Below are 22,570 nucleotides of genomic sequence, written 5' to 3'. Positions count from 1 at the left end.
TGCTCGCCGTCGCCGGAGATGCGACCGACGGTCCGGTACTCGCCGGCGACGCGACCCGGCTCCCCCTCCGCGACGGGGTCGCCGACCTCGTCGTCTGTCAGGCACTGCTAGTCAACCTCCCCGAGCCACGGGAGGCGATACGGGAGTTCGCCCGCGTCTCCTCGGACCTCGTCGCCGCGGTCGAACCCGACAACGCCGACGTGGGCGTGGAGTCGACCGTCGACGCCGAGGCGCCGCTCGAAGCCGAGGTCCGAGCGGCGTACCTCGACGGGGTCGCAACCGACGTGGCGCTCGGCGACCGGGCCCGCGAACTGTTCACGGCGGCGGGTCTCTCGGACGTGCGGACGCGCCGGTACCACCACGAGAAGCGGGTCGAACCGCCGTACGACGAGGGCGACCTCCAGGACGCCGCACGGAAGGCCAGCGGTGCGGGGCTGGCGGACCATGAGACCGAACTCCGGCGGGCGCTCGGCGACGAGGGGTACGACGACGTCCGCCGACGCTGGCGGGAGATGGGCCGCGAGGTTGTCCGGGCGATGCAGGAGGAGCGCTATCGGCGGGTGGAACTCGTGCCGTTCGACGTGACGGTCGGGCGGGTGCCCGCCGCGACGGGGAACGGGAGTGAGGACGGGGCCGGGCCGCCCAACCGGTCACCCGGTGAGAACTAGGTTCAGGTCGTTCGCCCGCGTACCGGGACGGTCGAGAGCCATGAGCGACGCCCACCGCCAGTCGACGAAGAAGACGTATCGTCTCCGTACCGACACCCACGGGCCGAGAAAGGCGACCGTCCGCGTCCGGGACCACGCGTTCACCGTCGACGCGCCCGAGGCGTCGGGCGGCACCGACGAGGGGCCGACCCCGGTGGAGTACCTCCTCGGCGCGCTCGCCGGCTGTGTGAACGTCACCGGGAGTAGGGTCGCGAGCGACATGGACATCGACCTCACCGTGACCGGCGTCGACATCGAGGCCGACATCGACCCGGCGCGCTTCGTCGGAGCGGACACCGACGCCCGGGCCGGGTTCGACCCCATCCGGGTGACGGTCGGCCTCGACACGACCGAGGACGAGGCGACGGTGACCGCGTGGCTCGCCGAGATGGAGTCGCGCAACCCCGTGCTCGACAACCTCATCGCGCCGACGGCGGTGGCGTTCGGGGTGACGCGCTAGGACGGGCCGTGACGTCGCCTCGGCTACGCCGGCCGACCGCCGGGGGCGACGCGACCCTCCTCCTCCTCGCCGCCCTCCTCACCGTCGCCTCCCTCGCCGTTCTCTCCATTTTCGCCGCCCTCGCCGCCATCCTCGCCTTCGCCGCCTTCTCCACCCTCGCCTCCTTCCTCACCTTCGCCGCCCTCCTCGCCTTCACCGGCACTGCCACAACCGGCGAGGCCGACCGCACCGGCCGCCGCGAGCGCCGCGGCGCCGCGTTTGAGCGTCCATCGTCGGGTCTCCAGTCGCTCCGCGTCGTCGGATGCCATGGCTACCGAGTCCACGTCGGCGGTCCTAACTGTGGTGGCCGACTGCGGGGCCGTGCGGCTACGGAGGCTGTGAGCCGATTCGGTAGCACCGCGAGCAAGGTAGAACCGAAGCTCCCGCTCGAAGCCGGCGAACGGTGCTCGTCGGCGACGACCGGAGGGAGCGAGCGGCCTTTTTTGCCGGGGGTTGAGGCCGGTGAAGCCGGGCGATTCCCCGACGAAAAAAGGCGGGTTAGACGACGTCGCCGCGAACGGTCGTCCCTGTCTGCTCGGCCCGGTAAGCGCGCATCGCGTCGGCCGCGTCGGCGGCCTGTTCGTCCTCTAGCCCGAGCATCTCCAGGGCACCCGACAGCGTCGGGAAGGGGAGTTCGCCGCCGCGGAGCTTCTCCATCGTCTCCTCGGCGCGCTGGCCGTCGACCCACAGACAGACGCCGCGGGGGTCGAGAATCTGTTCGTAGGCGTCGCGGGCGACGGCGCCCTTCAGGCGCTGGGTGACGTTGTCGTCGAAGGAGGCGTTGCACACCTCGAGGTGGACGGGTTCGTCGTCGGCCTCGCTCTCGGCGAGGAGGTGGGCGGCGAGGCACTTCTCCGGGGCGGCGTACCCGTTGTCGTTGGCGCGGACGAACTCGGGGTGGGCCTCGGCCCAGTCGGCGCGGACGGTGCGCCCGATTCCCTTCACGCCGAGTCGTTCCTCGAAGTCGGCGGCGGCGTCGGCGTCGCCGCGCATCAGGATGTCCTTGGTGAGGTAGACGTCGAGGCGGTCGATGGGGTCGAGTCCGAGCGCCACGTCGCCGTACACCCACACCTCGCGGACGGGCACCGGCATCTCCTCGGCCTCGACCGCGTCGAGGAGCGCCTCCACGCGGTCGAGGGCGGCGGCGCGGTCCATGCTCATCGCCCGGTGGTCGGGGTCCGCCGGGCAAAACGGCACCGGTCCGAGGGCGACGTGGAACGGGAACGAAGTCGACGCCGAGGATGACCGTCGCGGTCCTACTCCCGCCGTCGGACGTACACCGTCTTCTCGACGGTCGCGTGGACGCTCCCGTCGGCGTCGACGAGGTCGATGTCGTACTCCCGGGTCGTCGACGCCGATTCGTCGCCGGCGAGCGCCTCGCGGACCGTCGCCACCTCCTCGTCCGACACCCGACACTCCGCGTACAGGGTCTCCCGGCCCGGCTTACGGAAGTCGACGTGGGCCTCGTCGTCCCACGCTTCGTACCCCGCACCCAGTCGTCGGCCGAGCATGAGCGCGTACAGGGGGTCGACGGCGGCGTAGATGCTCCCGCCGAACAGCGTCCCGTGGACGTTCCTCGTGCGCCACGTCAGCGGGAGCTTCACGCGGGCGCGACTCCAATCGTCGGCGAGGTGGGTCACCCACCCACCGGTGCTCCGGTAGGTCGGATGGCAGTTGAAGTAGAGGCGGGTCAGTCGCGAGCGGAGGGATTCGTCGGTCATTCCTGTTCCCCCTCCGAGGCGGCCGTCGGGAAACCGGTTGTGAAACCGCCGGCATCGGCAATGAGATTCATTCGGGCGGGGTCCTACCTCACCGACATGACCACCGAAGCGGGAACGCGGCCGGGGCCAGAGACGGAGACGGAGACCCACGACCTGCTCGTACTGGGCGGCGGCACCGGCAACATCGTCGCGGCCGAGGCCGCCGAGGCGGGGCTCGACGTGGCGCTCGTCGAGAAGGGGCCGCTCGGCGGTACCTGCCTCAATCGAGGCTGCAACCCCTCGAAACAGCTCATCCACCGGGCCGACCTCGTCGAGGCGGTCGAGGCCGCCGGGGAACTCGGCGTCGACGCCTCGGTCGAGGGGGTCGACTTCGCCGACATCACGCGGACCGTCACGGAGGACGTGACCGAGGTCGCAGAGCGCAAGGCCGAGGAGGCTCGCGAGCGCGAGTCGCTCACCCTCTACCGCGGCGAGGGTCGGTTCGTCGACGAGCGCGCCGTCGCGGTCGAGTTGGACGAGGCGACCGAGACCGAGGGTCACCGACGCGACGCCGGCGAGTCGGTCCGCGTCGCGGCCGACCGCGTGGTGCTCGCCGGCGGGTCGCGCCCGGTCGTCCCAGACGTCGACGGGCTGGACGAGGTCGACTACCTTACCAGCGACGACGCGCTGCGGCTGGAGGCACGCCCCGACCGGTTGGTCGTCGTGGGCGGCGGGTACATCGCCGCCGAGATGGGCCACTTCTACGCCGCGATGGGAACCGAGGTCGTCGTCGTCGGTCACGGTGACCACCTGCTCCCCCGCGAGGACGAGGCCGTCTCCGAGTTCTTCACCGACGCGTTCGCCGACGGCGAGAACCGCGAGGTCCACACCGGCTATCGCGTGGAAGCGGTCGAGGCGTCGGACGGGGACAGTGACGGCGACGACCGGACGGTCACCGCCCACGCGGAGAGCGACGACGGCGACGAACTCGCGGTCGACGGCGACGCGCTCCTGCTCGCCGTGGGGCGGCGGCCGAACACCGACGCGGACGGCTGGGCAGTCGACGCCGCGAGCATCGAGACGGACGACGACGGGTTCGTGATGGTGGACGAGCGGCTCCGCACCTCCGTCGACGGCGTGTGGGCCATCGGCGACGTCGCGGACAACTACAACTTCAAGCACTCCGGCGACAAGGAGGCGGCCTACGCGGTGAAGAACGCCGTCCACGGCGAGGGCGCCAAGGTCGAGTTCCCCGGGATGGCCCACGCCGTGTTCGGGTCGCCGCAGGTCGGCTCGCTCGGGCGGACCGCGTCGGAACTGGACGAGGACGGAGTCGAGTACGAGGTCGGGAGAGCAGAGTACTCGGGGCACCCGCTCGGGAAGCTCCTCCAGCCCGAGGGCGGGTTCGTGAAGGCACTCGTCGGCGCGGACGAGGAGGTTCTGGGCTGTCACGTCGTCGGCCCGGAGGGGTCGACGCTGATTCACGAGGTGAACACGGCCGTCGCGTCGGGTGGGGACGCCCGGGACGTCGCCGAGACGATTCACGTCCACCCCGCGCTGTCGGAGCTGGTCCAGAGCGCGTTTCGGGATGCGCTCGGGGACGTGGGTGTGTCGGGGTTGTGATTTCGCGGTAGTGTCCGGGGAGCGACGACTTCGGCTGCGAACGCGGTGTCCTTCGAAAGCCCCGTTCGGCCCCTCCACCACACCACCCACTGAAACGGAGAGACGAAACCCACAAACCCACCCACGGGCAACCACTCGTCAGTGACCACCGAGTGCGACAAGTGCGGCCGGGACGCCGTCCACTACGCGGCCTACTCGGGCGCCCACCTCTGTCAGGAGCACCTCTGTCGCTCCGTCGAGAAGCGCGTCCGCCGGCGAATCCGCGAGGACGGCCTCCTCTCCGACGACGCCACTCCCGAGGAGCCCGAGACGTGGGTGATCGGCCTCTCCGGCGGAAAGGACAGCGTCGTCCTCACCCACATCCTCGACGAGACGTTCGGGAAGGACCCCCGCGTCGACCTCGTCGCCCTCTCCATCCACGAGGGCATCGAGGGGTACCGCGACGCCTCCCTCGACGCCTGCGTCGACCTCTGTGAGGACCTGGACCTCCGTCACGAGGTCGTCACCTACGAGGAGGAGTTCGGCGTCCGCATGGACGACGTGGCCGAGGACGACCCGTTGAACATGGCCCCGTGTGCGTACTGCGGGGTGTTCCGCCGCGACCTGCTTGCGGGGTACGCCGCGGAGTTCGGCGCCGACAAACTCCTGACGGGCCACAACCTCGACGACGAGGCGCAGACCGCGCTGATGAACTTCCTCGAGGGCGACGTGAAGCAGGTCGCCAAGCACTTCGACGCGAGCCTCGGGAGTTTCGACGCGCGCGAGGATTCGGAGCAGTTCGTCCCGCGCGCCAAGCCGCTGCGGGACGTGCCCGAGAAGGAGGTCGCCCTCTACGCGCGCTTCCGCGACCTCCCGGCGCACATCACGGAGTGCCCACACGCCTCCGAGGCGTATCGGGGGGAGATTCAACAGCTCCTCCTCCGACTGGAGGAGAACCACCCGGGCGTGCGCCACTCCATCATGTCCGGCTACGAGGAGTTGGCCGAGTTAGCGGCGCGGGACAACCGGGAGGAGCAGGGAGCCAGTGAGAACGCTCCCGACTCCCTCGGCGAGTGTGAACGCTGCGGGTCGCCGACGGCCGGCGACGTCTGTCGGAAGTGCCAACTGGTCGACGCCGTCGGTGGCGACTGACTCCGCTCGAAACGCCGCGCTCGGCGTGGACGCGGTTCGACCTCGACAGGGAACGCGTCGACGCGCTCGACCCGACGTGAAAGTCGGGAAGCGAGCGGGCGCGGGAACGGGACCGACGGCTCGGGGGTCTCGGCGTGGCGGTCGGCGAACCGCGGCGGGGCAGTCGGCGCGGAGCCAGACGGGACGCTAGTCGCGAACGACGACTGGCGGGCGTTCGAACACCGCCGCTCGCCGCTTCGAGAGCGGAGGCCCCACAGACGACACGGCCGCTACCGGGCGAAGAGCGTGACAGCGTGAAAGAGAGTGGTCGGTCGAAACCGAGACGACCGCGTTCAGCGGATGACGTCGAGGCCGTTGTCGTTCTCCTCGACTTCCTCCTGGCCGCCGTCGGACTGCCAGGAGCCGCCGGCGTTCGCGTTCGCCTTGGCGTCGTTCTGGAACTCCGAAGCCCCCTCGATGCTCGCGCGGGAGCGGTCGGCCTGCTTCTGGGTGGACGGACCCAGCACCTGTGCGGACTGGACGCCGGTCATGATGGCCATGACCCGCACCTTGCCCTTGTACTCCTCGTGGATGCGCGCGCCCCAGATGACGTTCGCACTGGCCTCGAGGCGTTCGGTGATGTTGTCCGCGATGCCCTCGGCCTCTTTCAGCGTCAGGTCCGGACCGCCCGTGATGTGGACGAGCCCACCGGAGGCACCCCGGTAGTCCACGTCCAGCAGCGGGTGGTTCATCGCGTCGTTGACGACCTCGGTGGTCTTGTTCTTGTCCTGGGTCTCCCCGACGAGCATCACCGCCACGCCACCCTGGTTCATGATGGTGGACATGTCGGCGTAGTCGAGGTTGATGAGCGACGGCTGGGTGATGGTCTCGGAGATGCCCTTGACGGTCTCCGCGATGATCTGGTCCATCACGGAGAACGCCTTGCCGATGGGCAGGTTCGGGACGTAGTCCAGCAGTCGGTTGTTGTCGAGGACGATGATGGAGTCCGCCTCGTTACGGAGCTTCTCGAGGCCCTCCTCGGCTTTGACGGTGCGGGCGCGCTCGACGTTGAACGGCGTCGACACCATGCCGACGACGATGGCGCCCTGCTCCTTGGCGATCTTCGAGACGACGGGCGCGGCGCCGGTGCCGGTGCCGCCACCCATGCCGGCCGTGACGAACACGAGGTCGGCGTTGCCGAGGACCTCCTTGATGGTCCCCTGGGCCATCTCGGTCGCACGCTCGCCCATCGAGGGGTCGCCACCCGCACCGAGCCCCGAGGTGAGCGACTTGCCGACGAGGATCTTCGTGTCGGCCTCGATCATCTTGAGGTGCTGCTTGTCGGTGTTGATAGCGACCGTCTCGGCGCCGTCGACGCCGATGTTGTACAGGCGGTTGATGGTGTTGTTACCGGCACCACCACAGCCGACGATGACGATTCGGGGGTCGCCGAACTCGTCGTCGTCCATCTCGCTCATCTCGCGCTGCTCGGCCTCGGCGTTGTCCAGTGCGTCCTGAACGATGTCCTGCATCGTTACACCTGGGCCCAGTTGCGCTTGTTCTGTCGAGAGGACTCGCGGGTGCCGTCACCCTGCTCGTTGAGCATCTCACGGACGGCGGAGCGAATCGCCTCGCTCCGGTTCGGATACTCGCCCGTCTCGACCATCTGTTCGACCGCTTCGATCTGCTGCTTCGGAATTCGCAGTGTCACACGCTCCATGGTTGTATTCCCCCGGTAAGACGGCGGGCAGCCCCGCCATCGTCTTACACCCGAAACCGCCAGCGGGGAGTACGGTCCCCATCCCGGTGCGGCTGTGTAAGACGATTGTCTTACGCAAACGATACCATAGTGCCACGGAATATAAACGTTACGGGGTGCGTAAGACAGACCGTCCACACACCGGTCCGAACCCGATGCAGTCTGCCGTTTACGCGCCGTCTAGAACGTCCGCCGCCGGCGTCCGACGACCGCAGCCCGGACAGAACGCCCAGTCCGACCGGAGCTCGTCCCCGCAGTCACAGAACACGCGGTGGGTCGCCTTCTCTCCGCAGTTCGGACAGTAGACGTGGTCTCCGTCCATCGCGTCCCCACACTGGCCGCACGTTCGCCGTCGATTCGCGGCTTCCGGAGCCTCTGGGGCCTCCGGGGCTTCCGCCTCGGCACCGCGGGGTGGCGTCTTACGCGCCTCGGCCGCCGGCTCCGCCGTCCGCTCGGAATCGGCCGAACCGCCGCGAGCGTCCTCGAGCGTCACGTTTACGTTCACGTCCTGGGCCGGCGTCCGGCCCGTGGACCGGACGGTCTCCCGGTCCCCCAGATGGGCGTCGACCCGCTCGGCGACCAACCGGTCGACCCGCTCGAACAGCACCTCGTCGAGCGTCGCCGCTCCGGCCTCGGCGCCCGATCCGGGGCCGCCACCGTCCGCGTCGGTGTCCCCGTCGGACGCGCCGACGGCCCCGCCGTCGGGCGCCTCGTCGACGAGGTCCGAGATGTGTGCCCCGGTGTCGTCGGACAAGTACGCCCGCAGGGCCTCCCGCATGACCTCGCTCTTCGAGACGTCGAGCGCCTCGATCCGCTCGACGAGGTCGTCGGCGGCGCGGAACGTAATCTTGCTCATCGTACGTGGCACTCATGCACGTGGGGCTATTTCAATGTATCCAATACGTCTGACGTGTGTGAGGGAGGGGCCGGCTCGCGCCCGGACGAATCACCCGTTTGCGGTGCCGAGCCTCGCCAACCCGCCGAGGCGCCTGCCGGTGCGCGGACACTTAGGGGCGTGGCGTCCGACCGTCGGCCATGGACCACCGACCGCTCGGCACCACCGGGTACGACGTGACGGAAGTCGGCCTCGGCACGTGGCAGATTGGCGGCGATTGGGGAGACGTGTCGGACGACGACGGGCGCGACGCCGTGCGTGCCGCCCTCGACGCCGGCGTCGACTTCCTCGACACGGCCGACGTGTACGGCGACGGACGGAGCGAACGGCTCATCGCCGACGTGCTCGACGAGCGCGACGCCCGCGGGGACGTGACCGTCGCCACGAAGGCCGGCCGCCGCCTCGACCCGCACGAGGCCGACGGGTACGACCACGGCCACCTCGAGGCGTTCGTCGACCGCTCCCGCGAGAACCTCGGCGTCGACTCGCTCGACCTGCTCCAGCTTCACTGTCCACCGTGGCCCGTCTACTACCGGCCCGAGACGTTCGACGCGCTCGACGCGCTGTGCGACGCGGGCAAAGTCGACGCCTACGGCGTCTCCGTCGAGACGGTCGAGCAGGCGTTCAAGGCGACGGAGTTCGACGGAGTGGAGACGGTCCAGCTGATATTCAACCCCTTCCGCCAGCGCCCCGCGGAGCGCTTCTTCGAGGTCGCCCGCGAACGGGACGTCGGCGTCATCGTCCGCGTCCCGCTCGCCTCGGGGCTCCTGACCGGGAACGTCGACGCCGACGCCGACTTCCCGGAGAACGACCACCGAAACTTCAACCGTCACGGCGAGGCGTTCGACGTGGGCGAGACCTTTGCGGGCGTCCCCCTCGACGCGGGCGCCGAGGCCGTCGAGGCGCTCCGACCCGCGGTGCCCGACGACGCGACGATGGCGGGGTTCACGCTCCGGTGGATTCTCTCCTTCGACGCGGTGTCGACGGTCATCCCCGGCTCCACGAGCCCCGAACACATCGAGTCGAACGTCGCCGCCGCGGACCTCCCGGCGCCGAGTGAAGAGACACACGCGACCGTCCGACGGGTGTACGAGGCACACGTGAAAGAACACGTCCACCAGCGGTGGTGACGCGCGTAAACGACGCTTCGAGGTCTGAACCGAGCGTTTACGCGCTCGCAGGTCGCCGCCGCTCGCCCCAGTGCTCGGCGAGGTACGTCTCGAAGTCGGCGAACGCGTGGCCGGTCCGCACCGCCAGCGCGTCGCGGTCGGTGTCGTAGCCGACGCGGTCGAACCAGTCGAACATGTCCGCCATCTCGTCGCCCATCGCCGCGCGGGCGTCCTCGATGGGGACGTACTCCGGCTCTACGTCGCGGCCGAGCACCGTCTCGAACGCCTCGGCCATCTCCGCGAGGGTCAGGCTGTCGCCGGCGAGTTGAATCGTCTCGCCGACGTACTCATCGGGATTCGCGAACGCGATGGCGGCGACGGCGCCGATGTCGTCGACGTCGACCATCTCCAGTTCGACGCCTTCCGCCATCGGCATCGCGAGGCGGCCCTCGTCGAGTCCGTCCCCCAGCAGCCCCTCGAAGTTCTGCATGAAGAACACCGGCCTGAGGACCGTGGCCGGGACGCCCCGCTCGCGGATGTGGCGCTCGACCGCGTGCTTCGACTCGAAGTGTGCCAGGCCGGTGTCGCCGTCCGCCTCCCCCACCGAGGCGTAGACGAGGTGTTCGACGCCGGCGTCGGCACAGGCGTCGACGAACGTCTCGCCCTGCTCCGTCTCGACGTCGACGCCCGACTCGAAGAACGTCGTCACGAGGAACGCCCCGTCCATCCCCTCCAGCGCGGCGTCGAGCGTCGCCCGGTCGGTGAGGTCGCCCTCCACGACGTGGACGCCCGCAGATTCGAGTTCGCGGGCCGCGTCGCTCGTCGCGTCGCGGGTCAGTCCGAAGACGTCGAACTCGCCGTACGCACCGGAGCGGAGGTGGGAGACGACCGCACCGCCCTGCTTGCCGGTGGCTCCTGCAACGAGGATTCGCTTCGAAGCCATACGCTCGGAGAGGCACGGAGCCGGCTTAAGCCACGCGCGGGTGCTGTCTCCTCCCCGACGGGTCCCTGTCCCCCGGCGATACCGCCCGCCCGAAACACAGCACCTTTGGCCACCGGCGGAGTTCACTCGCCAATGAGTGACACTGCAGTAGACGGTGATGGGACGACGAGCGCCGACACCGAACTCCGTCCGACTCGGGTCGGCGTCGTCGGCGCCGGCTACATCGGGACGGTCGTCGGCGGGGAGTTCGCGGAACACGAGGACGCCCGCGTCGTCGCGGTGGTCGACATCGACGAGGACGCGTTGACGGAGGCCGCCGAGGAGCTCGAAGTCGACGCCGACGGTCGCTACACCGACTACGAGACGATGCTCGACGCCGAGGCGGACGGACTCGACGCGGTGCTCATCGGCACGCCCCACACGCTCCACTACGAGCAGATTCTCGCGGCGATGGAACACGACCTCCACGTCCTCTGTGACAAGCCCCTGACCACGGACCTCGACGACGCCCGCGACCTCGTCGCCCGCGACGCCGAGCGCGAGGAGGTCCTGATGGTCGGCTACCAGCGCCACCTGTTTCAGGCGTTCGTCGAGGCTCGTGACCTGTGGGCCGAGGAGGGCCGCGAACCCAAGTGGATCACCGCCGAAGTGTGCCAGGATTGGGTCGACCGCTTCGAGGGGGCGTGGCGACAGAACGCCGACCTCTCCGGCGGCGGCTACCTGTACGACACCGGGAGCCACCTGCTCGACTGCGTGCTGTGGTCGACCGGGCTCACCCCCGAGGCCGTCTCGGCGAGCATGGACTTCGTCGACGACGAACGGCGCGTCGACGGCCGCGCGAACGTCACCGTCCGCTTCACGAACGGCGGGACCGCCTCCTTCTCGCTCTCCGGCGAGACGCCGTGCATGCGCGAGCACGTACGCATGTGGGACGAGCAGGGGGCCGTCACCATGGACAGCAAGGACTGGGAGCCGAGCGAGTACGTCGAAATCGACGAGACGAGCGGCGAACACCGCCCGTATCTCGACCGGCGGAACCAGCAGTCGAAGGTCGACGCGTTCCTCGAGTCGGTCCGAACCGGGACGGAGCCGGTCGCGACCGCCCTCGACGGCCTCCGCGTCACGGCCGTCACCGAGGCCGCCTACGAGTCCGCCCGCGGCGACGGCTCGTTCGTCGCCGTCGACCCCGACGACGTGGCGCTGGACCGGTCCTGAGTCACCCCTGAATCGGCCTCGGTCGGCGCGTCGCGCGCAAGTCTTAGTCCCGGTCGGCGCCTTCACGACCCATGCAGCCCCGTTCTCCGAGCACCCGCCCGACGACCCTCGAGGGCCGACCGTGACGCTCGAACTCTCGGTCGCGGCGGCCCGTCGACTCCGACTCCGGGCACAGGGACTCGACCGTCGACCGGACGACCGCGTGTCGATTGCCGACGCGGTCGCCGGCGCCTGCGGCCTGCAGGCACAGGAGAAGACCGCCGCCGCGCTCTCGGTGCGCGCTCGCTGTCCGGGGACGACGCTGGCCGACGTGGACGACGCGCTCGCGACGGACCGCTCGGTCGTCCGGACGTGGGGCCCGCGCGGGACGCTCCACCTGCTCCCGACAGCGGACCTCCCGTGGTTGCTCTCGCTGTTCGGACCGACGTTTGCGACCCGGAGCCCGGAGCCGAAGCGACTTGCCGAACTCGGACTGGACGACGAGGCCGTCGCCGACGCGGTGGTGGTCATCCGCGAGGCCATCGCCGCGGACGGTCCGCTCACGCGGGACGACCTGGCGGCGCGGCTCGAAACCGCCGGCGTCGAGGTGCCGCCGAGGAGCCAACTCGTCTTCTACCTCGTGAGGCGGGCCGCGCTGTGGGGGGTCATCTGTGAGGTCGGCCCCCTCGGCGGAGCGAGCGCGTACGACCTGCTGGACGAGTCGGTCGAGGCCGACGCCGGCAGGGCCGAGGGACCGGACCGCGAAGCCGCGCTCACCGAACTGGCGCGACGATACCTCGCCGCTTACGGGCCGACGTCCCTCCCGGACTTCGCGGCGTGGTCCGGGCTGTACGCCGCGGACGTGCGTGCGGCGTGGGCTGCAGTCGAAGACGAACGGGTCGAGGTACTCGTCGAAGGGGCGTCTGCGCCGGCGGCGATGCTGGCCGAAGACGTATCAGAAATCGGGCCAGTGTCCGACACGGTCGACGCGCCGTCCGACGGGCCGGCCGTCCGACTCCTCCCGGGGTACGACACGTACCTGCTCGGGTACGCCCCGGAGAACCGACCGGTTCCGGCCGAACACACCTCGACGGTCTGGCCCGGCGGCGGCGTCATCCGCCCGACGGTCGTCGTCGACGGCGCGGTCGTCGGCACGTGGACGCTGGACCGGACGCGGAGGACGGTCGGCGTCGCCGTCGAGCCGTTCGAGCCGTCGGAGTTCGGCTCGGTCGTCGCGGAGGGAGTCCACGCCGAAGCCACCGACGTGGGTCGGTTCCTCGGTGCCGCCGTCGACGCCCGAATCGCGGGTGTCGACGCCGGCTGAGCGACCGGCGTCGCCGTCCGTTCCGGGAGGGCCTATCACGGAACGCCTTTAGGTCGCGGTCGCCTCCACCCGCCCATGGACTACGACGCAAGCCTCGACCGAGCGCTCGAGCAGGTCCCCGACCTGAAAGGGGACGACGAGCGCCTCTCGGTCCCGGACCCGACCGTGCAGAAGGACGGTGCGTTCACGCGGCTCACCAACCTCTCGGCCATCGCCGACGCGCTGTCGCGCGACCCCGAGCACGTCCACTCGAACATCCAGCGCGACCTCGGGACGAACGGCCAGTACGAGGACGGCCGCGCCCGCTACAACGGGAACTTCTCCGCCTCGGACATGCAGGCCGCCCTCGACAAGTACATCGCCACGTACGTCACTTGTGGCGAGTGTGGCCTGCCCGACACCCGTCTCGTCCACGAGGACCGCACGCTGATGCTTCGCTGTGAGGCCTGCGGCGCGTTCCGCCCCGTCTCGAAGCGCAAGCGCTCCTCGTCGAGCCAGCAGAACCGCGACGAGGTCGAGGAGGGCCAGACCTACGAGGTCAAAATCACCGGCACCGGCCGCAAGGGCGACGGCGTCGCCGAGAAGGGCAAGTACACCATCTTCGTCCCCGGCGCACAGGAGGGCGACGTGGTGAACATCTACATCGAGAACATCTCCGGCACGCTGGCGTTCTCGCGCATCGTCCAGGACTGAGCCGTCCGCGGCGCTCGACGCCGATTCTCCGTTCTCGACTCGCGTTCCCGGGTCGTCGGCTCGACCGACCCGTCTTCGGTTTCGCCTCGAACGCGGGTGCAACCCACACCACCGCGGGGCTTTTCGGCCCGCCCCGAGTCGCTCCGGTCGTGAGCGACACCGCGACCGACTTCGACGCCGACGCCCTCCGGTCGTACCTCTCGTCGGTACTGGAGACGACGGTGACCGACACCGAGGTGGTGAGCGACGGCCTCAACCTCGTCGTCGCGATATCGACTGCCGACGCCGACCGGTACGTCCTGCGGCGGCCGAACAAGCTCCGAGAGTCGGGGCTGTTCGTCGACCTGCGGACGGAGTACGCGACCCTGAAGCGGCTCCGCGACACCGACGTGCCGGTCCCGGAACCCGTCCGCTTCTGTGACGACGAGTCGGTCCCCGGCGGCCCGTTCTGTCTCACGACGGCGCTCGACGGTGAGCCGTTCCCGCGTGGAGAGGACCTTCCACGCCGGTACCGGGACCCGGACGCGCGCCGCCGCATCGCCCAGCAGTCGGTCGACACGCTCGCACGGATACACTCCCTCCCGACCGAGCCGTTCGAGGACGTGCTGGAGCGCCGGCCGCCGCGAGACCAACTCGACGCCGCGACCGACCGGCTCGACGAGGCGGCGCGCGTGACCGGGCAGGAGTTCCCGACCCTCCGGGCCGTCGGTGACTGGCTCGCAGAGCACGTCCCGCCGAGTCCGACGACGAGCCTCACCCACGGCGACTTCCGGACGGGGAACCTCCTGTTCACCGGCACCGACGACGGCCGGCCCGACCTCACCGGGGTTCTCGACTGGGAGACCGCGGCGCTCGGCGACCCGCTGGCCGAACTCGGCTACTTCCTGCTCGACTGGCGGGGAGCGGACGACCCGCGACCGGCGCCCGATGCGTTCGCCGACCTCGAAGCCCGGTACCCGGACCACGACGGGATGACGTGGGTTCGCAGGATGCACGAGCACGGACTCTCCCCGTTCGCGGCCGACGCCGGAAGCCTCGGCCGCCGGGAGCTGGTCGCCCGCTACGAGGGTGCCACGGGCGCTCGGTTCGAACACGAGCGGTTCTACGTGGCGAACGCGACGTTCGGGCTGGCGACGGTGTGGGCGGACCTCGACCGGAACCGGGTCGCGACCGGCGCGGCGCCCGAGCGCGAACCGCTGATCGAGTATCTGGCGCTGGTCGCCGAGCGAATCACGAACGGCGCGTCCCCGCTGTAGCCGGTCACGGGGGTCGTTTCTTGGACCCCCGACGCGTACTCCTCCCCATGCGACCGCTCGCGTTCGACGACCCGACGTTCGACTACCAGACCCGTCGGGCGGCCGCCTACGCGACCTACCGCGGCGCCGAACTCGGGGAGGTGCTCGCGACGGTCGACGGGGCCGAGGACGGCGAAGGCGTCGAAGACGGCGACTACGTCGGCTGGTACGTGGCGTGGCGCGCGACCGCCGACCGCGTCGCCGGCGAGGCCGAGAGCGCACTGGCGGCCGGCCACGAGGAGACCGCCCGCGACGCCCTCCTGCGGGCGTCGAACTACTATCGAACCGCGGAGTTCTTCCTCGGCCCGGACGACCCGCGTCGACTCCCGACCTACGAACGAAGCCGAGAGACGTTCCGGGCGGCGCTCCCCCTGCTGGACGCCGCCGCGCGCGAGGTCGAGGTCCCGTACGAGGGTCGGACCCTCCCGGGGTACCTGTTCGAACCCGCGTCCTCGTCGACTTCGTCTACGTCTTCGCCTTCGCCGTCGGCGGAGGCTCGCCCGACGGTCGTCGCGGTCGGAGGGTTCGACGCTATCGCCGAGGAGTTGTACTTTCTCTGTGGGGTCCCCGCCGCGCTCGAACGCGGGTACGCCGTCCTCGCCTTCGACGGGCCCGGACAGGGTGCGCCACTCAGATACGACGGCCTGACGGCCCGCCCCGACTGGGAGGCCGTCGTCGGTCCCGTCCTCGACTTCCTGGGGGACGAACCCACAGTCGACGACGACCGAACCGCCCTCCTCGGCGCGAGTATGGGCGGCTACTACGCCCCGCGCGCCGCCGCCTTCGACGACCGTGTCGCCGCCTGCGTCGCCTTCGACCACTGCCTCGGGGTGTGGGAGGCGGCGACCTTCGGGAAGGAGTCTGTCGCCTCGCTGGTCGAGCAGGTCCCCGGCCCCGTCGTGAACGCGGTCGCGAGCCTCCGGGCGCGACTCGACCCCGGCGCCCGGTGGCAACTGCGGAACTCGGAGTGGGTGTTCGGCGTCGACGCCGCGGGACTCTCGGCGACGCTGAAGGAGTACTCGCTCGTCGACGTCGCGGATCGTATCGAGTGTCCGACGCTCGTGCTCGCCGGCGAGGACGACCACCTGATGCCGCTGCCGCTGGCGTACGAACTCGTCGACCGGTTGGGTGGGGAGGCCGAGTTGCGAGTGTTTACCCGCGAGGAGGGCGCCGCCGACCACTGTCAGGTCGGGAACCTCTCGCTGGCCCACGGGGTGGTGTACGACTGGCTGGACGAGACGCTCGGGCGGGGGTCGTGAACGTCCCGGAACTGTCCCGATTCGAACAGGCCGTGAAGCCTCGCGTCGACGGACGTGTCCAGAGTCCTTTCTTCCGTGTGGTGGTCGTGTGACTCAGTTCCTGGAGGCAGAGCGTATGTCTACCAGAGGAAGGCCAACCACCCACAGTTTTGCCGGCTTCGCCGTGCTGCATACAGGGCGCGAGTCGGCCAATCGCCCAGATAGTTATCGACTCCACGGTTATGCTTTCAGAGGACGTATCAGATGGGGTGTCAAACGTTAGCGTGCCGTCCGCGGGCGCCGTGACAATCCACGGCACCGTCGAGTCCGGGTTCGAGCCTGTCCGTGAAGTGTTCGCGGAGAATTTTCACGACCGCAACGAATTGGGGGCGGCGGTTGCCGTCTACTCTCGCGGCGAGCTCGTCGTCGACCTCTGGGGTGGCTACCGGGACACCGACCACGAGCATCCGTGGGAGGCCGACACGATGGTCCTCGTGGCCTCGGGGACGAAGGGGATGACGGCGGCGGCCATCGCTGTCGCGCTCTCGCGGGGGTTGTTTGCACTCGACGACCGCATCGCCGACCACTGGCCAGCGTTCGCCCAGCACGGGAAGGACCAGGTCACGGTCCGACAGTTGCTGAGTCACCAGGCAGGGCTCGCGACGCTCGATGGGCGCCTCTCGCCGGAGCAGATTGCCGACACGGAGTTCCTCTCGGGCCTGCTCGCGAGCGAGAAACTCGACTGGGTGCCCGGCACCCGCCACGGCTACCATGCGTTCACACTGGGCTGGTACGCAAGCGAACTGCTCCGACACACCGACGGACGGACGCTGGGACAGTTCTTCACCGAGGAGGTAGCCGAGCCGCTCGGCCTGGAGTTCTACATCGGGCTTCCCGAGGAGATTCCACCCGACCGCGTGGCGGACCTCGATGCATTTGGGTATCTGGATATGCTCTTGAACCTCCGGACACTGTCGCCGCGGTTCGTCCTGTCGTTTTTCAACCCGTGGTCGGTGACGAATCGGGCGCTGAATGTGCTCGATACCCGGCGTCCGGCCGACCTGAACAGTCCGGCGTTCCGTGCGGTGGAGATTCCCTCGGGCAACGGCATCGGAACCGCCCGTGCGATGGCACGGCTGTATGGTGAACTCGCGACGGGCGGCGGGGCGCTGGGTCTCGACAAGGACGTGTTCGCGGAATTGACCGCGCCTCCGTTGCCGCCGTCAGGTGACCGGCGGGACGTCGTCATCGGCATGGAGACGGCGTACGCGATGGGATATTCGAAACCGTCGCCCGACTTCCGGTTCGGGACTTCAGATGCCTCGTTCGGCACTCCCGGCGCCGGCGGCTCGTTCGGGTTCGCGGACCCCGACGTGGGACTGGGCTTTGCCTACACACCCAACCGACTGGGCCTCCACCTGAAGGACGACCCCCGGGAGGTGGCACTCAGGGAAGCCGTCTACGAGTGCATCGAACGCCGGAGCTCGGAGACGGACTCACCCCGTACCCGACTCTGACGTTCTGCACGATTCGATAACGCCGCGAATACAGGTTCCCGGCAGATTGCTGTCGCCTACCTGGCTCTTGCTTCGCTCGTGATGGTCGCGGCCGGGTTGCGAAATATGCGCTCTGTATGCAGCAGGTCGTAGATGGTCTGCACCCAATCTGGCAGAAGTCGTGTCGTTGGACGTGCGATACCTCTTTAGGAGCCGAGTCACGCCGAGTCCGGTCCGAAGAACGGTCGTTTCTTTCAGCGTCGGTCCGGCTGGCTCAGCACCTGCAGACAGAGCGTCTGTGGACGGATTGAGTCCAGCGGGTTCTCGGATAATCCGAAGGGACCCGAGTGCTCGTTACTTCAGATATGGCTTTTCGATGGCGTCTTCGAGGCTGATAAGCGCGTTCAGACGACGAGTGATCCAATCGAACAGCGTAATAAGCGGTGAGAGTAGACGTTCGACGGACCGAACCGGTTTCGAGACGACCAGTGACCACCGTTCCGCGTTCGCGAGGCCGAACGACTTCGGAACTATCTCTCCGAACACTAACAGCAGAAAGCTGGTGAGAAGGGTCGTTACGGCGATAGTAGACCCGGCGGGAAGGAAACGTGCGATGAGAACGGTCACGATGCTCGAAATCGCTACATTGACGATGTTGTTTCCGACTAACAGCGTCACCAGCAGGCGATGCGGGTCGTCGTACAGTTCCTTGAGAACGAGCGCTTCGGAGTGAGAGTCCTTCGTCTGTTCGTCGACCCAATCCGGAGACAACGAGAAAATCGCGGTTTCGGAACTGGAGAAGAAAGCGCTGCACAACAGAAGAAACACCACCGCCCCAACGCCGACTATCGACAGCAGGTCTATCATATTCCCCTTTTGCGAGTGCAACGAAAAAAGCCGACGGCTGCCGGGAAAGCCCGTATCGAGTCGGGAGTCGAAAGCGTGACTCGTATGTAGGGGATTCGTAGCACGATTGCTGGTGCTGAGTCGCGACGAATCCAGAATACGCGGCACATCTATAGGAGCTGAGTCACGCCAATTACAGGCGCAACAAACCAGATTTCTTCCAGCGTGGTCTGAACTGACTCGGCTCCAGAAGACAGAGCGTTGCATGTGGCAATTGTTACACTATGAGCCCAGTGAAAATAGTTATCATTCCAAGAAGGACGACAATCGCTCCTTTGCCTCGCTGTACGAGTTCTCCACGCTCGGATAGTGTAGAGTCTTCAAAATGAGCTTTCGCACCAATATTTACTATTCTCTGCGGATGTACGACACCATATCCTCCAAGAGCAGCCAATCCGAGTCCAAACAGAACCAAGAGCAAGTTCATTACAGATTGATTAAACTAATCCAATATAACATGTCCGACGAGAGACTTGCGGCACGACTCTAGGAGCTGACTGACGCTGAGTCCGGTCGGAAGAAAGGTGGCTTCTTCCAGCGGTGGTTGAGCTGACTCAGTTCCAGAAGTCAGAGCGTGTGTCACATTTCACTCTGTAAGAAAGTACTTGTATTGGGGTTAGGGAGTCGTATGCATGAAGCGCCGTCAGGTCCTCGCGGCACTCGGTACGTCGACGCTCACCTCAGCAGCAGGGTGTGCAACCCTGGAAGCTGAGCTTGGATTGCGAACGGACAGTCTCGAAGCAGTAACGCTCGCGAACAGCGTTGCAGACACGTTTGGGGTTTCGCTCGAAGTCGCCCGCAATGGTTCTATCATTCATCAATCGACGCACCATCTCGAACCGGGAACCGAAGAAGAACGTCCGCAAGTCACCGTCACCGAGTGGCGAGATAACCCGAAGGCTCAGAGGTGGACTGTTCGAGCAAAGGTGCCCAACAGCGATTGGAGAGCTGCCACGATCGACGCTTCCAGAGGTTCTGAGGATGAATGTTACAGCGTTGCTGTCGTAACTGGCGATTGGCCAGAATCACCCTTATTTGTCTTGCTCCAAGGATGTGACTCCATCAATCGCTGAATCCATCCGCTACACGCGGCACGACTCTAACAGCTGACTCACGTCGAACCCGGTCGAAACAAAGGGTGTTCCTTCCAGCGGCGGTCGGATTGACTCGGCTCTTAGAGGCAGAGCGTGTCTCATCCGTAGAGCTTGCGAGAAATCAGGAGGAACATCCCCACCCCTCCAAGAAAGAATCCGAGGAATCCCACGAACGGACCGAGCAACAAAACGAGAAGTAGACTCGAAAAGAAGGCGGCTACGACACAGAGAAGGAGAAAGAACGCCCCCGTCTTCCAGTCCTCAATCATTTGCTCGGCGGGTTCTTCAGCCATTAGATGACAGTATTCTACCTCTTGGTATAGCCTTTCTGGAGGGAAATCTTCCGAGCAAATTGGAAGAGACTCGCGGCACGACTCTGGATGCTGACTCACGCTGAACGGGGTCGGAAGAATGGATGTTCCCCCCAGCGCGGTTCGGACTAACTCGGCTCCTCGACTCAGGGCGTTCCTTCGTTACAACACATCGCCTCCGGTGTACCACCGCCACAAGTCAGCTACGGCCCAACCGAAGTAGAGCACCGATAGGAGAACGAGGGCGTAAAACGGGTCTACGCCGCCAATTGGAAGCTCGAGCGAGAACGTCCCGGGCGTGACATAGAGGATAGTAACAAGAAAAACGGCGGCACCGACAGAGACGTTGAGCAGGTGCCAGAGCCACGCATCGGCGCGAACAAGGACATTGTCCATACGCAGTCGTATGATGGGACTACTCCAGCACATACCAGACTTGCGGCACCTCCTTAGGGGCTGAGTCGACTATGTCGCCGTGAAAAAAGCCCCGCGAGGCCTCACTCGCTCGTGTCGATGCCGAGCGCCCGGTTCAGCCCGCAGAAGCAGGTCACCGCGTTGACTCCGAGTCCGAGCGCGCCCGTCGCGAACAACAGCCCTGCGACCCGGTTCCCGCTCCGGAGCGCACTCACCGTCGCGACCGAGAGGACGACCGCGAGCACCGCTCGGAGAAGTCGGTCCCGACCGCCCACGTTCCGTTCGATGTCCATGTGAGCACGCAGGGGCGCCCGCGGTTTGGCTCTTCTCCCTGGTCGGCCGCGACTGGCGAGACGGGCGACCCGCCGCCCTCAGTCGTCGGCCTCGACCGGTTCCGCCCGCGGTACCGTCACGTCGGTCAGGTTGGCTTCGATTTCCTCGCGGCGGGCCTCGAACTCCCCGGGAAGGACGAGTCGCCCGCCGAGGTCGTCGAGCGGTTCGTCGCTGGTGTACCCGGGGTCCTTCGTCGCGAGTTCGAACAGCACGCCGCCGAACTCGCGGAAGTACACCGACCGGAACCAGTGGCGGTTTATCTGCTGCGTCGGGCGCAGGCCCTTCGAACTGACTGCCTCGCGCATCGCCATCTGGTCGTCGTCGGTGGGCGTCTGGAAGGCGACGTGGTGGACCGTCCCGTGGCCCTGTCGACCGCTCTCGATGGTCGGGAGCACGTCGACGTACTTCCCGACGGTGCCGTTCGCGGCGAAGCGGGTGCGCTCGTCGCCGGGCGCGTCGCCCTGTGCTTCCTCGGTGCCGACCTCTTCGAGCCCCATCGTTCGGAGGAGGTCCATCGACGGCTCGGGGTCGGCGAGCCACAGCGTCACCGAGTGGAACCCCCGAATCGCGGACTCCTCGGGGACGAACTCCGTCCACGGGACGGTCGGGTCGTCGTCGCCGATGTCGACCTCGACGAGTTCGACCGGGAGACCGTCCGGGTCGCGGAAGGGGAGGACGGTCTCGCCGAAGCGTTCCACTCTCGCGTCGTAGTCGACGCCGTACTCGTCGAAGCGCTCCTCCCAGTAGTCGAGACTCCCCTCGGGGACGCGGAAGGCGGTTCGGGAGACCTGCCCGGTGCCGACCTTCCCTTGTTTCATATCCTCCCACGGGAAGAACGTCATGCTCGTCCCAGGGGTCCCCTCCGCGTCGGCGACGAAGAAGTGGTACGTGCTGGGGTCGTCCTGGTTGATGGAGCGCTTGACGAGGCGCAGGCCCAGCGTCTCGACCCAGAAGTCGAGGTTTCGCTGGGGGTCGCCGGCGACGCAGGTGACGTGGTGGATGCCCGGTGTCGGGTTGAGGTCGACCATGTCTCACAGTAGGCACCCGACCGTCTTGAGTATCCGGCGACACGAGTGTAACCGGGTGGCCGCGTCGTCCCCGCCACTCCTCGGCCAGGGCGGCGGCGGCGTCAGCACCGGCGGGAGTCGCCGGCCACTACATCCTTGCCTGTCGCGGCCCAATCTCGGGCCAATGCCAGACAAGGACCGCGCGCAGGACCGGATGGGAGAGCGAAAGAGCGAGCGGGCCGACACCGTCGAGCACATCCTCGACGAGACGGTGCTGGGCTTAGAGGGCCGAAAGTTCCCCGTCACGACCGAGGAACTCGCCACGGAGTACGCCGACCAACCCCTCGACATGGTCAACGAGACCGAGTCGCTGGGGAGCGTCTTCGACCGCATGACCGAGCGCAAGGAGTTCGAGTCCCCCCAAGAGGTCCGCGAGGCGCTCTACAACGAACTCTCCGGACAGGCCGGGGGGGACAGCATGGGTGAGTACAACGAGGAGCGCGACGTCCAGGAGCTCTCGGAGGTCGAGGGCGACTACGCGGACGACGTCGAGAAACCGTAGCTTTCGGGGTTTGGGTTTTTGTGAATTGAGTCGGTGGAGTCGGTGGAGTCGGTGGAGTCGGTGGTGACCCTCGGAAGCCCCCGGCCGTTCACGGACGCTTCGCGTCCGTGAGTTCGGGAGAGATTTGCTCTCCCGGTGCTCGCCGCCGCTCGACTCGCTGTCGTTCGAAAGGCCGGCAGAGCCGGCCTTTCGTGATGACGAGAGAGCGAAGCTCTCTCGAACCACGCGCCTCGGCTCGCTCCCTCCGGTCGCTCACCTGCGGTGCTTACGTCGCGAGCGACGGCGAGCGACCGGCCCCTTCCGGAGCCCCACCCGTGACGGCTGACGGACCGAGCGTCGTTGTCGGCTGATGTGCCGA

The 22,570-nt window shown here is 67.7% G+C and carries 26 protein-coding genes; 13 read left to right on the top strand and 13 right to left on the bottom strand.

All coding sequences use genetic code 11. The features are described 5' to 3' along the window. Together N5095_RS14975 and N5095_RS14970 are read left to right on the top strand one after the other, a co-directional pair. A partial coding sequence (locus N5095_RS14975; RefSeq protein ID WP_267623776.1) for a methyltransferase domain-containing protein occupies positions 1-668 on the top strand: 668 nt, incomplete at its 5' end. Positions 669-708: 40 nt separating this feature from the next. Continuing rightward, positions 709-1,167 carry an OsmC family protein gene (locus tag N5095_RS14970; protein WP_267623775.1) on the top strand — a complete coding sequence of 153 codons (459 nt, stop codon included), beginning with the start codon at positions 709-711 and terminating at the stop codon, positions 1,165-1,167. A 23-nt stretch (positions 1,168-1,190) separates the two neighbouring features. On the opposite strand, the gene N5095_RS14965 is transcribed toward N5095_RS14970, so the two are convergent. From N5095_RS14965 to N5095_RS14955, 3 genes are all read right to left on the bottom strand, one after another. Beyond that, positions 1,191-1,475 carry a hypothetical protein gene (locus tag N5095_RS14965; RefSeq protein WP_267623774.1) on the bottom strand — a complete coding sequence of 95 codons (285 nt, stop codon included), beginning with the start codon at positions 1,473-1,475 and terminating at the stop codon, positions 1,191-1,193. Between the two features lie 229 nt (positions 1,476-1,704). Beyond that, positions 1,705-2,361, bottom strand: a complete 657-nt coding sequence (locus tag N5095_RS14960) for a DUF7095 family protein (RefSeq protein ID WP_267624490.1) — start codon at positions 2,359-2,361, stop codon at positions 1,705-1,707. 101 nt (positions 2,362-2,462) lie between these two features. Beyond that, a complete protein-coding gene (locus N5095_RS14955; RefSeq protein WP_267623773.1) occupies positions 2,463-2,927 on the bottom strand; it encodes a PaaI family thioesterase in 465 nt (154 codons plus the stop codon). Positions 2,928-3,023: 96 nt separating this feature from the next. On the opposite strand from N5095_RS14955, the gene N5095_RS14950 reads away from it, so the two are divergent. After that, entirely contained in the window at positions 3,024-4,529 is a 1,506-nt protein-coding gene (locus tag N5095_RS14950; RefSeq protein ID WP_267623771.1) for a dihydrolipoyl dehydrogenase family protein, read from the top strand. A gap of 141 nt (positions 4,530-4,670) precedes the next feature. Then, a complete protein-coding gene (gene ncsA, locus N5095_RS14945) occupies positions 4,671-5,660 on the top strand; it encodes a tRNA 2-thiolation protein NcsA (RefSeq protein ID WP_267623769.1) in 990 nt (329 codons plus the stop codon). 332 nt (positions 5,661-5,992) lie between these two features. Here ncsA and ftsZ read toward each other — a convergent pair whose 3' ends face one another. The 3 genes from ftsZ to N5095_RS14930 form a co-directional block, all read right to left on the bottom strand. Next, complete coding sequence (gene ftsZ / locus N5095_RS14940; RefSeq protein ID WP_267623768.1) at positions 5,993-7,171, bottom strand: cell division protein FtsZ; 1,179 nt, start codon at positions 7,169-7,171, stop codon at positions 5,993-5,995. Positions 7,172-7,173: 2 nt separating this feature from the next. Next, positions 7,174-7,359 (bottom strand): ribbon-helix-helix domain-containing protein, encoded by a 186-nt coding sequence (locus tag N5095_RS14935; RefSeq protein WP_267623767.1) that lies wholly within the window; start codon positions 7,357-7,359, stop codon positions 7,174-7,176. 208 nt (positions 7,360-7,567) lie between these two features. Continuing rightward, entirely contained in the window at positions 7,568-8,254 is a 687-nt protein-coding gene (locus tag N5095_RS14930) for a double zinc ribbon domain-containing protein (protein ID WP_267623766.1), read from the bottom strand. Positions 8,255-8,433: 179 nt separating this feature from the next. Here N5095_RS14930 and N5095_RS14925 point away from each other — a divergent pair, with 179 nt between their 5' ends. Then, positions 8,434-9,423 (top strand): aldo/keto reductase, encoded by a 990-nt coding sequence (locus N5095_RS14925; protein ID WP_267623765.1) that lies wholly within the window; start codon positions 8,434-8,436, stop codon positions 9,421-9,423. A gap of 37 nt (positions 9,424-9,460) precedes the next feature. Here N5095_RS14925 and N5095_RS14920 read toward each other — a convergent pair whose 3' ends face one another. Beyond that, on the bottom strand, positions 9,461-10,345 hold the full coding sequence (locus tag N5095_RS14920) for an NmrA/HSCARG family protein (protein WP_267623764.1): 885 nt from the start codon (positions 10,343-10,345) through the stop codon (positions 9,461-9,463). A 132-nt stretch (positions 10,346-10,477) separates the two neighbouring features. On the opposite strand from N5095_RS14920, the gene N5095_RS14915 reads away from it, so the two are divergent. The 6 genes from N5095_RS14915 to N5095_RS14890 all read left to right on the top strand — a co-directional run bounded on the left by N5095_RS14915 (position 10,478) and on the right by N5095_RS14890 (position 17,606). Then, on the top strand, positions 10,478-11,560 hold the full coding sequence (locus N5095_RS14915) for a Gfo/Idh/MocA family protein (protein ID WP_267623763.1): 1,083 nt from the start codon (positions 10,478-10,480) through the stop codon (positions 11,558-11,560). 121 nt (positions 11,561-11,681) lie between these two features. After that, a complete protein-coding gene (locus N5095_RS14910) occupies positions 11,682-12,863 on the top strand; it encodes a winged helix DNA-binding domain-containing protein (protein WP_267623761.1) in 1,182 nt (393 codons plus the stop codon). Positions 12,864-12,938: 75 nt separating this feature from the next. After that, positions 12,939-13,556: a translation initiation factor IF-2 subunit beta gene (locus tag N5095_RS14905; RefSeq protein WP_267623759.1), complete on the top strand. Its 618-nt coding sequence runs from the start codon at positions 12,939-12,941 to the stop codon at positions 13,554-13,556. 149 nt (positions 13,557-13,705) lie between these two features. After that, positions 13,706-14,812, top strand: coding sequence for a phosphotransferase family protein (locus N5095_RS14900; RefSeq protein WP_267623758.1), 1,107 nt, complete (start codon positions 13,706-13,708; stop codon positions 14,810-14,812). A 47-nt stretch (positions 14,813-14,859) separates the two neighbouring features. Beyond that, on the top strand, positions 14,860-16,110 hold the full coding sequence (locus tag N5095_RS14895) for an alpha/beta hydrolase family protein (RefSeq protein ID WP_267623757.1): 1,251 nt from the start codon (positions 14,860-14,862) through the stop codon (positions 16,108-16,110). 248 nt (positions 16,111-16,358) lie between these two features. Beyond that, positions 16,359-17,606 carry a serine hydrolase domain-containing protein gene (locus N5095_RS14890; protein ID WP_267623756.1) on the top strand — a complete coding sequence of 416 codons (1,248 nt, stop codon included), beginning with the start codon at positions 16,359-16,361 and terminating at the stop codon, positions 17,604-17,606. Between the two features lie 333 nt (positions 17,607-17,939). Here the strand turns inward: N5095_RS14890 and N5095_RS14885 are convergent, their stop codons facing one another. Beyond that, on the bottom strand, positions 17,940-18,452 hold the full coding sequence (locus tag N5095_RS14885) for a DUF21 domain-containing protein (protein WP_267623754.1): 513 nt from the start codon (positions 18,450-18,452) through the stop codon (positions 17,940-17,942). Between the two features lie 256 nt (positions 18,453-18,708). After that, entirely contained in the window at positions 18,709-18,918 is a 210-nt protein-coding gene (locus N5095_RS14880; protein ID WP_267623752.1) for a hypothetical protein, read from the bottom strand. Between the two features lie 205 nt (positions 18,919-19,123). Between N5095_RS14880 and N5095_RS14875 the strand changes: the two genes are divergently transcribed. Further along, positions 19,124-19,564 carry a hypothetical protein gene (locus N5095_RS14875; protein WP_267623751.1) on the top strand — a complete coding sequence of 147 codons (441 nt, stop codon included), beginning with the start codon at positions 19,124-19,126 and terminating at the stop codon, positions 19,562-19,564. 119 nt (positions 19,565-19,683) lie between these two features. Here N5095_RS14875 and N5095_RS14870 read toward each other — a convergent pair whose 3' ends face one another. The 4 genes from N5095_RS14870 to N5095_RS14855 all read right to left on the bottom strand — a co-directional run bounded on the left by N5095_RS14870 (position 19,684) and on the right by N5095_RS14855 (position 21,671). Next, entirely contained in the window at positions 19,684-19,878 is a 195-nt protein-coding gene (locus N5095_RS14870; RefSeq protein WP_267623750.1) for a DUF8144 family membrane protein, read from the bottom strand. A 180-nt stretch (positions 19,879-20,058) separates the two neighbouring features. Continuing rightward, a complete protein-coding gene (locus tag N5095_RS14865) occupies positions 20,059-20,292 on the bottom strand; it encodes a hypothetical protein (RefSeq protein ID WP_267623749.1) in 234 nt (77 codons plus the stop codon). Positions 20,293-20,393: 101 nt separating this feature from the next. Further along, entirely contained in the window at positions 20,394-20,603 is a 210-nt protein-coding gene (locus N5095_RS14860) for a YgaP family membrane protein (RefSeq protein WP_267623747.1), read from the bottom strand. A gap of 78 nt (positions 20,604-20,681) precedes the next feature. Then, a complete protein-coding gene (locus N5095_RS14855) occupies positions 20,682-21,671 on the bottom strand; it encodes a ring-cleaving dioxygenase (RefSeq protein WP_267623746.1) in 990 nt (329 codons plus the stop codon). Positions 21,672-21,834: 163 nt separating this feature from the next. Between N5095_RS14855 and N5095_RS14850 the strand changes: the two genes are divergently transcribed. Beyond that, positions 21,835-22,212 carry a DUF5789 family protein gene (locus N5095_RS14850; protein WP_267623745.1) on the top strand — a complete coding sequence of 126 codons (378 nt, stop codon included), beginning with the start codon at positions 21,835-21,837 and terminating at the stop codon, positions 22,210-22,212. Positions 22,213-22,570: the final 358 nt, after the last annotated feature.

The sequence above is a fragment of the Halobium salinum genome, assembly GCF_026586625.1.
Lineage (GTDB): Archaea > Halobacteriota > Halobacteria > Halobacteriales > Haloferacaceae > Halobium > Halobium salinum.
The sequence above is the reverse complement of the archived record's forward strand: the minus strand, read 5'-3'. Positions and strand labels throughout refer to the sequence as shown.